The organism is Achromobacter sp. 1011811831 (assembly GCF_059760905.1).
The window spans coordinates 1-13,958 of sequence record NZ_JCBANG010000126.1 but is presented as its reverse complement, the minus strand read 5'-3'; the positions used below and the strand labels follow the sequence as shown (position 1 = coordinate 13,958).

At 67.5% G+C, this 13,958-nt stretch carries 10 protein-coding genes and 1 tRNA gene; 6 read left to right on the top strand and 5 right to left on the bottom strand.

What is annotated here, in order from left to right; genetic code table 11:
* Nucleotides 1-76: 76 nt before the first annotated feature.
* Nucleotides 77-1,102: an alcohol dehydrogenase AdhP gene (gene adhP / locus AC6LJ9_RS28405; protein WP_212315587.1), complete on the bottom strand. Its 1,026-nt coding sequence runs from the start codon at nucleotides 1,100-1,102 to the stop codon at nucleotides 77-79.
* Between the two features lie 196 nt (nucleotides 1,103-1,298).
* Between adhP and AC6LJ9_RS28400 the strand changes: the two genes are divergently transcribed.
* The gene (locus tag AC6LJ9_RS28400) at nucleotides 1,299-1,688 is read left to right on the top strand and encodes a ribbon-helix-helix domain-containing protein (RefSeq protein ID WP_498150153.1); all 390 of its coding nucleotides are present in this window, start codon (nucleotides 1,299-1,301) and stop codon (nucleotides 1,686-1,688) included.
* 69 nt (nucleotides 1,689-1,757) lie between these two features.
* Here AC6LJ9_RS28400 and pbpG read toward each other — a convergent pair whose 3' ends face one another.
* The 4 genes from pbpG to AC6LJ9_RS28380 form a co-directional block, all read right to left on the bottom strand.
* A complete protein-coding gene (gene pbpG, locus AC6LJ9_RS28395; RefSeq protein ID WP_498150152.1) occupies nucleotides 1,758-3,017 on the bottom strand; it encodes a D-alanyl-D-alanine endopeptidase in 1,260 nt (419 codons plus the stop codon).
* 381 nt (nucleotides 3,018-3,398) lie between these two features.
* Nucleotides 3,399-3,473: transfer RNA gene (locus AC6LJ9_RS28390), tRNA-Arg, on the bottom strand.
* A 138-nt stretch (nucleotides 3,474-3,611) separates the two neighbouring features.
* On the bottom strand, nucleotides 3,612-4,202 hold the full coding sequence (locus AC6LJ9_RS28385) for a DUF4276 family protein (RefSeq protein WP_498150151.1): 591 nt from the start codon (nucleotides 4,200-4,202) through the stop codon (nucleotides 3,612-3,614).
* On the bottom strand, nucleotides 4,199-5,401 hold the full coding sequence (locus AC6LJ9_RS28380) for an AAA family ATPase (RefSeq protein ID WP_498150150.1): 1,203 nt from the start codon (nucleotides 5,399-5,401) through the stop codon (nucleotides 4,199-4,201). Before AC6LJ9_RS28380 ends, AC6LJ9_RS28385 begins: the two co-directional genes overlap by 4 nt.
* 305 nt (nucleotides 5,402-5,706) lie before the next feature.
* Between AC6LJ9_RS28380 and AC6LJ9_RS28375 the strand changes: the two genes are divergently transcribed.
* The 5 genes from AC6LJ9_RS28375 (at nucleotide 5,707) to AC6LJ9_RS28355 (ending at nucleotide 13,721) form a co-directional block, all read left to right on the top strand.
* Complete coding sequence (locus AC6LJ9_RS28375) at nucleotides 5,707-6,906, top strand: MFS transporter (protein ID WP_498150149.1); 1,200 nt, start codon at nucleotides 5,707-5,709, stop codon at nucleotides 6,904-6,906.
* A 36-nt stretch (nucleotides 6,907-6,942) separates the two neighbouring features.
* On the top strand, nucleotides 6,943-7,104 hold the full coding sequence (locus AC6LJ9_RS28370) for a hypothetical protein (protein ID WP_212315579.1): 162 nt from the start codon (nucleotides 6,943-6,945) through the stop codon (nucleotides 7,102-7,104).
* Between the two features lie 93 nt (nucleotides 7,105-7,197).
* Nucleotides 7,198-9,861, top strand: a complete 2,664-nt coding sequence (locus AC6LJ9_RS28365; RefSeq protein WP_498150148.1) for a PD-(D/E)XK nuclease family protein — start codon at nucleotides 7,198-7,200, stop codon at nucleotides 9,859-9,861.
* Nucleotides 9,862-13,305 (top strand): UvrD-helicase domain-containing protein, encoded by a 3,444-nt coding sequence (locus tag AC6LJ9_RS28360; RefSeq protein WP_498150147.1) that lies wholly within the window; start codon nucleotides 9,862-9,864, stop codon nucleotides 13,303-13,305. It begins immediately after the preceding gene.
* 17 nt (nucleotides 13,306-13,322) lie between these two features.
* Nucleotides 13,323-13,721, top strand: a complete 399-nt coding sequence (locus AC6LJ9_RS28355) for a VHL beta domain-containing protein (RefSeq protein ID WP_498150146.1) — start codon at nucleotides 13,323-13,325, stop codon at nucleotides 13,719-13,721.
* Nucleotides 13,722-13,958: the final 237 nt, after the last annotated feature.

Sequence of the window (13,958 nt, the reverse complement as noted above, 5' to 3'; positions counted from 1 at the left end):
GATCCGGGATGACGTTTCGCGTCATCCCGGATCCGCTTTTTTGGCGAACCCGGCGCGTGTGGCGCCGGGGGCGTGCTCAGGCGAAGTCCAGCACCACGCGGCCTTCTATCTGGCCGCTGCGCATGCGGTCGAACACGTGATTGATGTTCTCCAGCCGTTCGGTCGCGACCGTGGCGCGGACCTTGCCCTCGGCGGCGAATTGCAGCGATTCCTGCAGGTCCAGCCGCGAGCCGACGATGGATCCGCGCACGGTCACGCCATTGAGCACCATGTCGAAGATCGACAGCGGGAAATCGCCGGGAGGCAGGCCGTTGAGCGCGACGGTGCCGCCGCGCCGCACCATGCCCAGCGCCTGTTCGAAGGCCTTGGGCGAGACGGCGGTGATCAGCGCGCCGTGGGCGCCGCCGATCTCGCGCTTGAGGTAGGCGGCCGGGTCCGTGGTCCGCGCGTTGACGGCCACCTCGGCGCCCAGCTTGCGGGCCAGCTCCAGCTTGGCGTCGTCGATGTCGACGGCCGCCACGTTCAGGCCCATGGCGCGGGCATACTGCACCGCCATGTGGCCCAGCCCGCCGATGCCCGAGATCACCACCCAGTTGCCCGGGCGCGTGTCCGTCATCTTCAGGCCCTTGTACACGGTGACGCCGGCGCACAGCACGGGCGCGATTTCCACGAAGCCGATGTTGGCGGGCAGCAGGCCCACATAGTCGGCCGCGGCCAGCGCATATTCGGCGAATCCGCCGTTGACCGAATAGCCGGCGTTCTGCTGCTGTTCGCACAGCGTTTCCCAGCCGCCCAGGCAATGCTCGCAATGGCCGCAGGCGGAGTACAGCCACGGGATGCCGACGCGGTCGCCTTCCTTGACATGGGTGACGCCGGCGCCCACGGCCACTACGTGGCCCACGCCTTCGTGGCCGGGAATGAACGGAGGATTCGGCTTGACCGGCCAGTCGCCTTCCACGGCGTGCAGGTCGGTATGGCAGACGCCGCAGGCCTCGATCTTCACCAGCAACTCGCCCGCGCCGGGGCGGGGCACTGCGACTTCCTCGATGGCCAGCGGCTTGCCGAATGCCCTGGCCACGGCGGCTTTCATGGTCTTGTCCATAGGATCCTCCGTTGTGTGGTCGATATCCCTATCGTCGGCCGTCTGGCCACGGACGACCATGACATGGATCAAGATGCCGGAGTCGGGGACGGGGCCCGTCAGCGCCTTGCCGCTGCCGCGGCTATCGTCGTACATTGGACGGCAGGCGTCCCCGCCTGGATGGCACGCCGTTCCGTCCCCCGCATCCGGAGCTCCCATGTGTGAAATCTTCATCCGCGCCAGCGAGCAGTCCTATGCGCCGGAAACCCGTTCGCTGCGCCTGCATGGTGTGGCCACCAGCCTGCGGCTGGAACAGCTGTTCTGGCAGGTGCTGGAGGAAATCGCCGGCCGTGACGGCATGCGGGTCACGCAGCTCATCGAACGCCTCTACGACGAGTTGATCGAATACCGAGGCCAGGCGGCCAATTTCACGTCCTTCCTGCGCGTGTGCTGCCTGCGCTACCAGCTGCTGCAGGCCGAGGGCCGCATTCCGCTGGACGCGGCGGTGCCGATCCGCTCGCTCAACGCGAAGGCCGTGCTGGAGGGCCTGCCCGCCACGCTCTATGACGCGCAGCCGCTGCCCACCCGGCGACGCGCGGCCGCCTGAACCCGACGCAAAGGAAAAGGGCCCGATCATCTGATCGGGCCCTATCTGTATCTGGCGATTGCGTCGGTCTCAGCCGCCGGGCTGCGCCTGCGCCAGCGCGACTTCGCTCTGCACGATGCGGCGGATGCGCACCGCGTCGCCGATGCGCGAGAGCTTGCCTTGCGAGTCCAGCAGCACGATGGCCAGGTCGCGGCCGTTGATGCGGGCCAGCATGACCAGGCACTCGCCGGCCTCGTTGATGAAGCCGGTCTTGGAGACCTTGATGTCCCAGTCGGGCTTGCGCACCAGCAGATTGGTGTTGCGGAAGGTCTGCGTGCGGTTGTTGATCTCGACGTCGTACTCGGTGTCGGTGGAGTAGCGGTGGATCAGCGGGCGCTGCGAGGCGGCGCGCAGCAGGCGGGCCAGGTCGTGCGGCGAGGACACGTTGTCGCTGGACAGGCCGGTGGGCTCGATGAAGCGCGTGCTGGGCATGCCCAGCGCCTGCGCCTTGGCGTTCATGGCGGCCACGAAAGCCGGCAGGCCGCCCGGGTAGTTGCGGCCCAGCGCGTTGGCGGCGCGGTTCTCGGAAGACATCAGCGCCAGGTGCAGCATGTCGCCGCGGCTCAGCCTGGTGCCCACGCGCAGGCGCGAGGTCGTGTGCTTGAGGCCATCGATGTCGTCATCGGTGATCTCCAGCATTTCGTTCATGGGCTGGTTGGCATCCACCACCACCACGGCCGTCATCAGCTTGGAGATCGAGGCGATCGGGCGCACCACGTTCTCGTTCTTGGCGAACAGGACGGTGGAGGTTTCCAGGTCCTGCACATAGGCAGTGCTGGAGCGCAGCGCGGCGGCTTCGGCGCGCACCGACGATGCCGGCGGCGGCATGGCGGCCGAGGACGCCGCGGCGACCGCCGCCCGGCCACGGCCGGGTTTGTTGGGCTTGTCGTTCTTGCCACCCTTGCCGCCCTTGCCGGCGGCGTTGGCCTTGGGCGTTCCCTTGGGTGTGCCTTTCTGCGCCACGGCGGCGGGCTTGCCGCCCTTGGGAGCGGCGGCCTTCTTGCCGGCCGGCTGCTTGGGCGCGGCCGCATGCTTGGGCGCGGGCGACTTGCCTGCGGCCTGCTTGGATGCGGGGCCTTTGCCCGCGGCTTGCTTGGGGGCGGGGGCCTTGCCCGCGGCCTGTTTGGGCGACGCGCCCTTGCCAGCGGCGGCTTTGCCAGCGCCGGACTTGGCGGACGGGGCGGGGGCTTTCTTGGCTTGTTGCGCCTTGCAGGCCGCCGATTTGGCGTTGGTCTTGCAAGGATCGGAATTTTTCGCGGCTTGCGCGGCGGGAGGGAGGAGCGCGCACATCGCCAGCGCCATGGGCGCTATCGCGTTCGCAATTGCACGTGTCCAGGTAAATGCCATGGTTTCAGCAGGCTTGTCAGTCTGTATAGAGATGTTTCGTACGCCGTTCGTCAGGCACTTCAAAAAAAGTCCAGATGAATTAGAGGCTTACGCGTCGAATTTAAACAGTAATTTCAAGTAGTAGGCAAGACGAATTACCATCATCGCCGAAAAAAATTATGGGGACGTATTGACGCCGGAAAGATTCGTCACAATTGGCGTCCCGAGACGCTACCGTCGCGCGGCGCGTGAGCGTAGCCCGGAATAACCCTCATCCTGCTGAACGCGGGCAATTTTCACGCGCGGCGGAAGGGCGCGGGGGGAGGGGAATGGAGGGGAAGGAAGTGGCCTCGCCGGGTGGAATCGAACCACCAATTGACCCTTAGGAGGGGCCGGTTATATCCATTTAACTACGGCGAGGTGTTCGCAAGGCACTGAAAATTATGAAAATTTTAGTGGCAGAACAGCTTGGGAGGCACGCATTCTAACATCCTGTGCCGGCAGTTTTGCCGCATGCTGTGGCCGGCGTCCTCTCAACATCTTTAAGAGTTAGGACAACTACGCGAGGGCATGTCGATCCCATTCGTCACAAAGTTTTCGAAAGGATCGGCACCGCTCCCTGGTTTGCTGAAGATCCATCACGGCCGAGAAGGCGGGCTGATCTGTTGTTTCGCCGTATGAGCCGGATGCCATCCGCTGACGCAGCCATCCTTTGGCATCTCTGGGGGACTCAGGATCGATCTGAAGGTCCGAGCCGGAGACAGCAAGGCCTCGTTTGCCATGCAAAGCGGCAGCGGAGCCTATGAACCAGGCTTCATATTCACGCTTTGCCAGAACGACCGAGAGCGGGCGGTGAGGCAAGATCTTCTTGGCGCGCGCCGCTATTGTCGCTCCGAGTTTCACGGGGCAATCATCGTCGGCATCGAGCAAAATCAGAATCCAACCTTGAGAACCCGATTTCCCGGCAGCCAATTGAAGATGCCGGGAAAACTCCTCAGCCTTGTTCAAGAATCGGTCGCGGTGTACTCGTATGGGCGGACGGATATCGATGCGGCGATCCGGCGACCGCCATTCGGCGATTCGTCGCAACAATATCGGTAGCGAGGCAACTTCTCCGTGTCCTTCGACGATGCAGGAAACATTAGTCATGAGTTTCCTTTGTCGAACAGTTGGCCTTGACTGATCTGCTGGTCGCGCAAGGCTTCGGGATCTGGTGTCAATTGGCCCAGCTTCAATAGTTCTCCGGCAGAGAACAAGTGATTCCGGATAGCTTCCCGAGCGCTGTGATCAAGACCCGCCAGTTTTGTTTCCCCTTCGTCGGAGATAACAGCAAGAATCTGATGGTCCAGAATGGACGTGTCGTCAAGCAAGTCGGGGCTATGACTGGTGACCAGAACTTGCGTTACGCTGCTGGCCCGTTGGAGAGCTTCGCGCAAAGCAGCGCTGGCGGCAGGATGCAAAGCCGTTTCTGGTTCTTCGATACCGATCAATGTAGGCGCGAATTCCTGATTGCTTTGAAATAGTGCTGTCAAGACCCCAAGCGCCCGCAAGGTGCCATCCGACATGTTGTGGGCGGAAAATCGCCAGGGATCCTTGGCACCAGGGACTTCTTGACGGAATTCGATCGTTTCCATCGGGCCAACCTGCACGCGGGTGACGCCATGAATAGTGGGAACGACTGTTTTCAGGTACTCGGAAACCGTCGACAGGGCACTTGGGTTGACCCTCTCCAGATGGCCGATCACGCTGGCGATGTTCTCGCCTTCCGGCTTCAGGAGCCGGCCCTCCTGGGGCTTTTGCAGATCTCGCATCATCTTGGGGTTGAGGTTGTAGAACCCCATGCTCGTCAGAGCATCGAAAATCGGACGAAACTCGCTCAGGCCCGATAGCGCAACGAGCGCCAGGCGGTCTTTTGTGAACGCGGGCAGTGTCCTTTCGCTGCTCTGCACGACATTGCCCTTTTCTATTCGATAGAAAGGACCGTGCCCACGGCCGCCCAGGCTGCATTCTTCGGTTTGCACTTCGAATCCCCGATTCTTGAGGGAGCCAATGCTGAATGCGTAGTAGCCAAATTGGTCGCCGATACGGAATTCAAGGCGGATGCCAAAGTGTGTGGGGTGCCCGCTGGATCGCCGGCGCACTTCCGATAAGCTTCCTCGAAGGCTTAGCGCTTGATCCAGCGAACTATTCAGGGCGTCGGCGACGAAGTGCAATGCATCAATGAAATTGCTTTTCCCCGCTCCATTCGGGCCAACCAGGTAGGTCAACGGCCCCAATTTCACATCGCATTGGCCGATGCTTCGATAGTTCCGTAGTAGGACTCGGGAGATGAAGGGGATGGAGGGCATGAAAAGGGTCCGCGGGACTGACGTTTGAATGGTAACAGCGATAGGCAGGCGTTCAACGTGTGGCTGACAGGACAGTTTTGCGAGGTGAGTGGGTCAGAATCCGGTCGAGGTCCTTTCTTGCCTGCGGAGCGGGAGCATCAGGCAAGGTCCATCCGACAGCATGGGTATTTCTTCGGCCACGGAGGCCGATTGTTTATCATGTTCATGTTTGCGCCCGGCAGGTTTGGCCCCAGGCGCAGCGTCGTCCCGTAGAGGGGAGCGGCGTTTCGACGATCAATAACGATTCAATAAGAGACACGGCTTTCATGTCCAGCCAAATTGACAAGATTTCCATGCGTACCCTCATCCTGGGCACGCTGGTGGTGCTGCTCGCCATGGGCGTGCGGGCCACGTTCGGGCTGTTCATGCAGCCGATGGGGCTGGCCCACGGCTGGGGGCGCGACGTGTTCTCGATGGCCTTCGCGCTGCAGAACCTGGTCTGGGGCGGCGCCTGTATCTTCATGGGCTTCCTGGCCGACCGCTACGGCTCGGGCCGCACCATCGCGCTGGGCGCGGTGCTGTACATGCTGGGCATGATCGGCACGCGCTTCGCCACCGACGAGACCACGCTGTACCTGACGGCGGGCGTGCTGGTGGGGCTGGGCCAGGCCGGCACGACCTTTCCGGTGATCCTGCCCGTGGTGGCGCGGTCGGTCCCGCCCGCCTACCGCAGCACGGCGATGGGCATCGCCAGCGCCGGCGGCTCGATGGGGCAGTTCGCGGTGGTGCCGACCGGGCAGGTGCTGATCAACGGCCTGGACTGGCCGGGCGCGCTGTGGGTGCTGTCCCTGTTCGTGGCCTGCGCCGCGCCGCTGGCCTATTACCTGCGCGGTCGTCCGCAGGTCCATGCGGGTCCGCATCAATCGCTGGCCTCGGCGGTGCGCCAGGCTGTGCGGCATCCGTCGTTCCATTTCCTGTTCTGGAGCTACTTCGTCTGTGGCTTCCATACCGCCTTCATCACGCTGCACTTGCCGGCCTATGTCACCGACGGCGGCCTGACGGCGGCGCAGGGGGCCACCGCGATTGCGCTGATCGGCCTGTTCAACGTGCTGGGTTCGTTCTATGCCGGCAAGCTGGGCGGCAAGTACAGCAAGAAGCGGTTGCTCGCCGTGGTCTACGGCATGCGCGCCTTCGGCATCCTGTTGCTGCTCTGGCTGCCGCTGTCGTCGTGGGTGCTGTATGTGTTCGCCGCCTGGATGGGGCTGTTCTGGCTGGGCACGGTGCCGTTGACGCAAGGGTTGATCGGGCAGATCTACGGCCTGCGCTATGCGGCCACCCTGTCGGGCATCGTGTTCCTGGGCCATCAGCTGGGCAGCTTCGTCGGCGTCTGGCTGGGCGGCTACGCCTATGCCAAGACCGGCAACTACGATATGGTCTGGTGGTTGGGCGTGGTGCTGGCCGTGCTGGCCGCGCTGCTGTGCTTGCCGGTGCGCGAGCAGCCGGTGGCGCAGCCCGCCGCCGCCTGACGCGCATTCCCGTCCCGGCCGATCATGGAATCCGATATGAGCCCGCACCCGCCTGAAAGCAAGCTCCCGATCCGCCGAGGCTGGCGGATCGCGGGCGGTCTGGCGCTGGTTCTGACGCTGGGCCTGGCGTTCTGGGGCTACACCACGCCCGACATGCAGATCCACTGGGAAAACCTGGCCGCGCTCTGCGGTTTTTGACACGCCCGGACGCAAACAGGCCGCGGCGCTCGCTGTATCCTACGGCCTGGCCCTCTTTTGCCGCCGCGCGCACCATGCTCGCGGCGGGTGCCCATGCAGGACGCACCGCTTTCCTATCCTGAACTGTCATTACCGGACATCGGCGGCCTGCCTGCGGCCGGCACGCTGGTGCTGACCGTGAACAACCGCCTCGCCCGCCGCCTGACGCTGGAACTGGCGGGCCTGTTGCGCGCTGAACGGCAGGTCAGCGAGTTGCCGCGCATCGTGCCCCTGTCCGCCTGGCTGGCCGAGTCGGCCAACGAACTGGCGTTCGACGCGGGCGGCGACATGCCCGCATACCGGCTGGACAGCTTCGCAACGCAGATGGTGTGGACCGAGGCGATCCGCGCCGAGGAGGCTGCGCGCGTGCTGCTGGACGCGCGCCAGGCGGCGCGACTGGCCATGGACGCCGACCTGCTCATGGACGAGTGGGAGCTGCGCGTGCCATCGGGCGCGGACACCGACGAGTACAAGGGCTTTGCCCGCTGGCGCCTGCGCTACCGCGCGGCCCTGGCCGAGCTGGATGCCGAGGATGCGAACCAGGGCTATGCGCGCGTGCTGGACGCGCTGGGTCAGGGCAGGCTGGCAACGCCGCAGCGGCTGGTGCTGGCCGGTTTCACCGATGTCTCGCCGCGCTTCGCGCGCCTGCTGGACGCGTTCGCGACGCAGGGCTCGGACATCGGCCAGTGGCGCGACGCGCAGCGCGCGCCCGCGCAGCCGCGCCGCTTCGAGGCCCCGGATCAGGGCAGCGAGTGGCGCGCCGCCGCGAGCTGGGCCGCGGCGCAACTGCAGGCCCATCCGGCAGGCCGCTACGCCATCGTCTCGCCGCAGCTGGAAGCCGAATCCGTATTCGCCCGGCGCGTGCTGGGCCAGGCGCTGGCCGGCCGCGACGGCGCGCCCGCGCTGGCGTTCAACGTGGCCGTGGGCCGGCCGCTGGATGAATGGCCGATGGCGCGCGCCGCGCTGGCCTGGCTTCGCGCGCTGGCCGAATGCGCGGACGGCAAGGGCTGCGGCGTGCAGACGCTGGGCGCCGCGCTGCTGGCCGGCCATTGCGCCGGCGATGTGCGCGAGCGTTCGCGCCTGTCGGCCATCGACGCGCGCTGGCGGCGCGATGCCCGCCAGCGCGTCAGCGCGCAGGAATGGCGCAGGCAGCTCTCGATGGCGCCGGTATTGGCGCAGGCCTGGAACCAGGCCATGGACATCTGGACGCAAGGCGGCCGCAAGGCCAGTTGCGACGTATGGATGCCACGCATGAAGGCGGCCCTGACGGCGCTGGGCTTTCCCGGCGAAGCCTCGCTGGACAGTGTGGCCTATCAGGTGATGGGCGCGCTGGGCGAGGCGCTGGGCAGTTTTTCGGCGCTGGCGCCGGCGGCCGGCAAGCTGGGCGGGCAGGCCGCCGTGCGCCTGCTGGAAAGCGTGGCCAGGACGGCCACCTTCCAGCCGCAGCGCGACCCGTCGGCGCGGCTGGACGTGCTGGGCCTGCTGGAGGCCGAGGGCGGTTACTGGGATGGCGTCTGGGTGCTGGGCCTGACCGACGACGTGCTGCCGGCCTCGCCCAAGCCCAATCCGCTGCTGCCGCTGGCGGTGTTGCGCCAGGCCCGCGCGCCGCGCGCCACGCCCGAACGCGAGCGCGAATGGGCCGAAGGCATGTATGCGGCGTTATGTCGCTGCGCGCCCGAGATCATCGTCAGCCATGCGCACATGGACGGCGAGCGCGAGCTGCGCCCGTCGCCGCTGATCGCGGACGCCGCGCCGCTGGACTGGACGCCGCCCCGACAGGCGGCGGCCGAGCCCCTGCCGCAGGAGTCGCTGGACGACCGGCAAGGTCCGCCGCTGGCGCCGGGCGGCCGCGGGGGCGGCGGCCTGGACGTGCTCGACACGCAGGCGCGCAATCCCTTGTGGGCCTTCGTGCGCCATCGTCTCGGCGGCCGCGCGATGGCGGCCTATGCCGATGTGGCAGCCATCAGCGTGCGCGGCCAGTTCCTGCATCGCGCGCTGGAGCTGGCCTGGGGCATGCTGCCCGACCAGGACGCGCTGCACGCGGCCATGGCCGAGGCGCGGGTGGGGCCCCTGCTGGAACAGGCCGTGGCGCAGGCCGCCGACGAGACCCTGACCGATTACTCCCCCGCGCTCAAGACGCTGGAATGCGAGCGCGCGCGGCGCGTGCTGGCCAATTGGCTGGACCTGGAGGCGCGGCGCCTGCCGTTCGCTGTCGCGCAGGTCGAGAAGGACCAGCAATGGCAGCGCGGCGCGCTGATGCTCAAGCTGCGGCTGGACCGCATTGACACGCTGGACGACGGCCGCAATGTCATCGTCGACTACAAGACCGGCGCGTCCGCCGCCAAGCCCGAACCCGACTGGTCGCGCCGCCGGCCCGTGAACGTGCAGTTGCCGTTCTATGCCTCCGTGCTGGCTGACGCTTCCGGCGCCGAGGTGGCCGGGCTGGTGCTGGCGCAGATCCATGCGCGGCAAGTGGCGGCGCAGGGCCTGGCCGATGTCGACCTGGGCATGGCGGGCGTCACGCTGGCCGAGGACAGCAAGTATTTCGACGGCCTGTCCTGGCCCGAGATCCGCCAGCGCTGGCGCGAGGCGATCGAGGCGCTGGCCGACGAATACGCCGCGGGCGTGGCCCCCAACGTGGCCTATCGCCGCGACGACCTGAAATACTGCGACGCCTTGCCGTTCCTGCGGCTGCACCTGGACGATGAGGACGCCTAGATGGCAGAACAAGAACGCCAGCCCCACGACCATGCCGCGCGCGCCGAGGCGCTGGACCCGTCGCGCTCGTTCCTGGTGCAGGCGCCGGCGGGCTCCGGCAAGACCGAACTGCTGACCGACCGCATCCTGGCGCTGCTGGCCACGGTGAACCGGCCCGAGGAAATCGTGGCCATCACCTTCACGCGCAAGGCCGCCTCGGAAATGCACGCGCGCGTGCTGAGCAAGCTGCGGCGCGGCCAGGGACCCATGCCCGAGCCCATGCACGAACGCCGCAGCTGGGAACTGGCGCGCGACGCACTGGCGCGCAACGACGAACTGGGCTGGCATCTGCTGGAGCACCCGGCGCGGCTGGCCATCCGCACCATCGACTCGTTCTGCGCCGGCCTGGTGCGCAGCATGCCCTGGCTGTCGGAGCTGGGCGGCATGCCGGAGATCACCGACGACGCGCGCGCGCACTACGAGGCCGCGGCCCGCGCCACGCTGGACCTGGCCGACGATTTCGAGGAAGTCCGCATCCTGCTTGAGCATCTGGACGTGGACGTGCAGGCCGCCAAGGACGCCATCGCCGACATGCTCGGCCAGCGCGACCAGTGGTTGCCGCTGCTGGCCCACGGTTCGGACCGCGAGAGCATGGAGGAATGGCTGGCCGATGCCATCGGCGTGGACTTGCTGGCGCTGTCCGACGCCATGCCGTTGGGCTGGGCCGAGGCGCTGAGCGGCCCGGCGCGGCTGGCCGCGACACAGCTGCAGGATGGCGAGGAAGACAACAAGCTCGCGGCGCTGCTGGATTGGACCGACGAGCTGCCGCCCGACGCCTTTGCGCTGGACGCGTGGCGCGCGCTGGCCCATCTGCTGCTGACCGGCACCGGCTCGCTCCGCAAGACGGTCAACAAGAACCTGGGTTTTCCGGCCAAGTGCGCGCACAAGGAACCCTTTGTCGCCTGGCTTGAAAGCGCCGACGCCGACGCGCCATGGGTGCGCCGGCTGGACGCCGCGCGCGACATGCCCGATCCCGCCTTCACCGACGCGCAGTGGCGGGTGCTGGGCGCGCAGCTCATGACCTTGAAGCTGGCGGTGGCGCAGCTGCGGCTGCGCTTCTCCGACACCGGCGAAATCGACTTCATCGAGATCGCCCAGCGCGCGGCGTCGGCGCTGGGCCATGCCGACGATCCCGGCGAACTGCTGCTGAAGCTGGACGCCTCGATCCGCCATCTGCTGATCGACGAGTTCCAGGACACCAGCCAGACGCAGCTGGACCTGTTGAACACGCTGACCTCGGGCTGGCAGAAAGGGGACGGCCGCAGCCTGTTCCTGGTCGGCGACCCGATGCAGTCGATCTACCGCTTCCGCAAGGCCGAAGTGCGCCTGTTCCTGGAGGTCAAGGAAGAGGGCGTGGGCTTGCTGCAACCGGAATTCCTGAACCTCACCGACAACTTCCGTTCGCAGGCCGGCGTGGTGAACTGGGTGAACCGTTCCTTCGTCGGCCTGATGCCGCGCAGCAACGACCCGATCGCGGGCGCCATCGCCTATAGCGCGTCGACGGCCTTCCATGAAGCGCTGCCCGGCACGGCCGTGGAGTTCCATCCCGCCTGGTCGCGCGCAGACGCCGAAGCCGCCGAGCAGCAGGCCGAGGACATCGCGGTGGCGCTGGTGCGGCAGGCGCTCAAGGAACACAAGGGCAGCAAGCATCCCGTGGCGGTGCTGGTGCGCGCGCGCAGTCATCTGGGCAACCTGACGCGCCGGTTGACGCAGGAGGGCATCAGCTGCCGCGCGGTGGACCTGGTGCCGCTGGCCCTGCGGCCCGTGGTGGCGGACCTGGTGCAACTGCTGCGGGCGCTGTCGCATCCGGCCGACCGGCTGGCCTGGCTGTCGGTGCTGCGCGCGCCGTTCTGCGGCCTGACGCTGACCTCGCTGCAACGCCTGTTCGGCGAGGACCACGTCACGCCCGTGCCGGTGCTGCTGGAGCGCGCGCTGCGCGAACCGGATCCCGTTGCCTCGCAGATGCCCGCACAAGGCTCTCTGTTCGACGCACCGCCCGTTGTGCGAGAGGCCGAGGACCGGGCCGGACCGCGTGCGCGCGATGTGCTGGGCGCGGACGAATACGAACGCCTGCGCCAGGCCGCCGCCGTCCTGCTTGACGCGCGCAACGATTCCGGCGCCATGCCCTTCGCGGCCTGGGTCGAGGCCTGTTGGCGCCGTCTCGGCGGCCCGGCGTTGTACACGGGACTATCCGTCGCCAATGACGCGGAAAGCCTGTTCCAGCTGGTCGAGCGCCTGGCCCCGCACGGCGCGATCGACATGGCCGCGCTGGAAGCCGGCATCGCGCGGCTGTTCGCCGCGCCCGACGCGGCGGGCGAGGACGGCGCGGTCGAGATCATGACCATGCACAAGTCCAAGGGCCTGCAATTCGAGACGGTCATCCTGTACGGCCTGCATCGCGCGCCGCGCGGCGACCAGGCGCCGCTGGTGCGCTTCGAGCAGAACGGCGACCGGGTGCTGTTCGGCCCGGTCAAGCCGCGCGCCGAGACCGAGGCCGATCCCGTGTCCCGCTACCTGGGCGCGCGCGAGGCACGTCGCGCGTCCTATGAAGTGGACCGCTTGCTGTACGTGGCCGCCACGCGCGCGCGCAAGCGCCTGCACCTGGTCGGCCATGTGTCGGTGGACGACGCCGGTCAGGCCAAGGCCCCGCCGGCCGCCAGCCTGCTTGGCCGCCTGTGGCCCTGGCTGACGCCGCCCGCGCCGCCGTCGCGCGAAGGCGAGGCCACGCGCGGCGCCGAGGACAGCCCGGAATGGCAGGGCGAGCCCCTGCGCCGCATCTCCGCCGCCGGACTGGCGCAACTGGCCGGCCGCGCCGAGCCCAGCTTCAGCCCGGGCTTCTCGGCCGGCGCGCGCGACGGCTGGGGCGACGCCGCCGAACATCCCGCCTGGCAGCTGGAGGCCGGCCATGACGCCGCCATCGGCACGCTGGCGCACGCCTGGCTCGAACGCATCGGCCGCGACGGCATCGCCGCCTGGCCGGCCACGGCGCTGGCCAGCCGCCTGTCCGCCATGCGGCGCCAGCTGACCCGCGCCGGCATCCCCGCCAGCCAGGCCGATGCCGCTGCCGAAGCCGTGCTGGAAACGCTGCTGGCCACCCTGTCCGACCCGCGCGGTCAATGGCTCTTGTCCCAATCGGGCGCGCGCCGCGAATGGCCGCTGATCGACGCCGCAGGTAAGGTCTCCGTCATCGACCTTGCGCTCAGCACCGAGGACGGCTGGCTCATCGTCGACTACAAGACCGGCCGTTCCCAGCCCGGCGAATCCGCCGAGGCCTACGCCGCGCGCATGCGCCAACGCCACGGCGAGCAGCTGCGCCGCTACTGCGCCCAGGTCACCGCCCTGGACGGCCGCCCGACCCGCGCCGCGCTGTACTTCCCCCGGGCGCGCGCGTGGATAGACCTTTGACCCAGGAACCCCCGAGCATGTCCCGTCCCGCCCACCGGCAGACCCGGACCTCCGCCTGCCTCCTGGCTGTCACCCTGGGCGCCGCCGTCCTCGCGCTGCCCGCCGCCAGCCACGCCCTGTCGCCCGCCACCCACGCCGAGCGCACCCCCTGCGCCGGCGAAGGCAAGACCCTGCGCTCGCACGACGCCGCCCGCCCGACCCAGATCGAATTCATCAACCACGGCAAAGAAATCAAAACGATCTACTGGCTCAACTACGAAGGCCGCCGCGTCTACTACACCCGCCTGCAACCCGGCGACAGCTACATCCAGAAAACCTACGTCTCGCATCCCTGGGTCGTGACCTCCGACGACCTGGGCACCTGCGAAACCGCCGTGCTCCCCGTCCGCACCCCCAGCATCACCATCCTGAACTAGCCATCCAAGCCAAGGCAAAGCCAAGCAAGCCATAGAGAACAAGGCAGAGCAGGCAAGGCAAGGCAGAGCAGGCAAAGACAGCAAGGCAAAGCAAGGCAAGCAAGGCGAAGCGAAGCAAGCCAGCCAGGCAAAGCGAAGCGAGCCAAAGCGGGCAAGCGAAGCAAAGCCCGCCCTCCCTCCCCCTCGGGGGGAGGGCCGGGGAGGGGGCGCACATCCAGGCCCCCTCGGGGGCCAGCC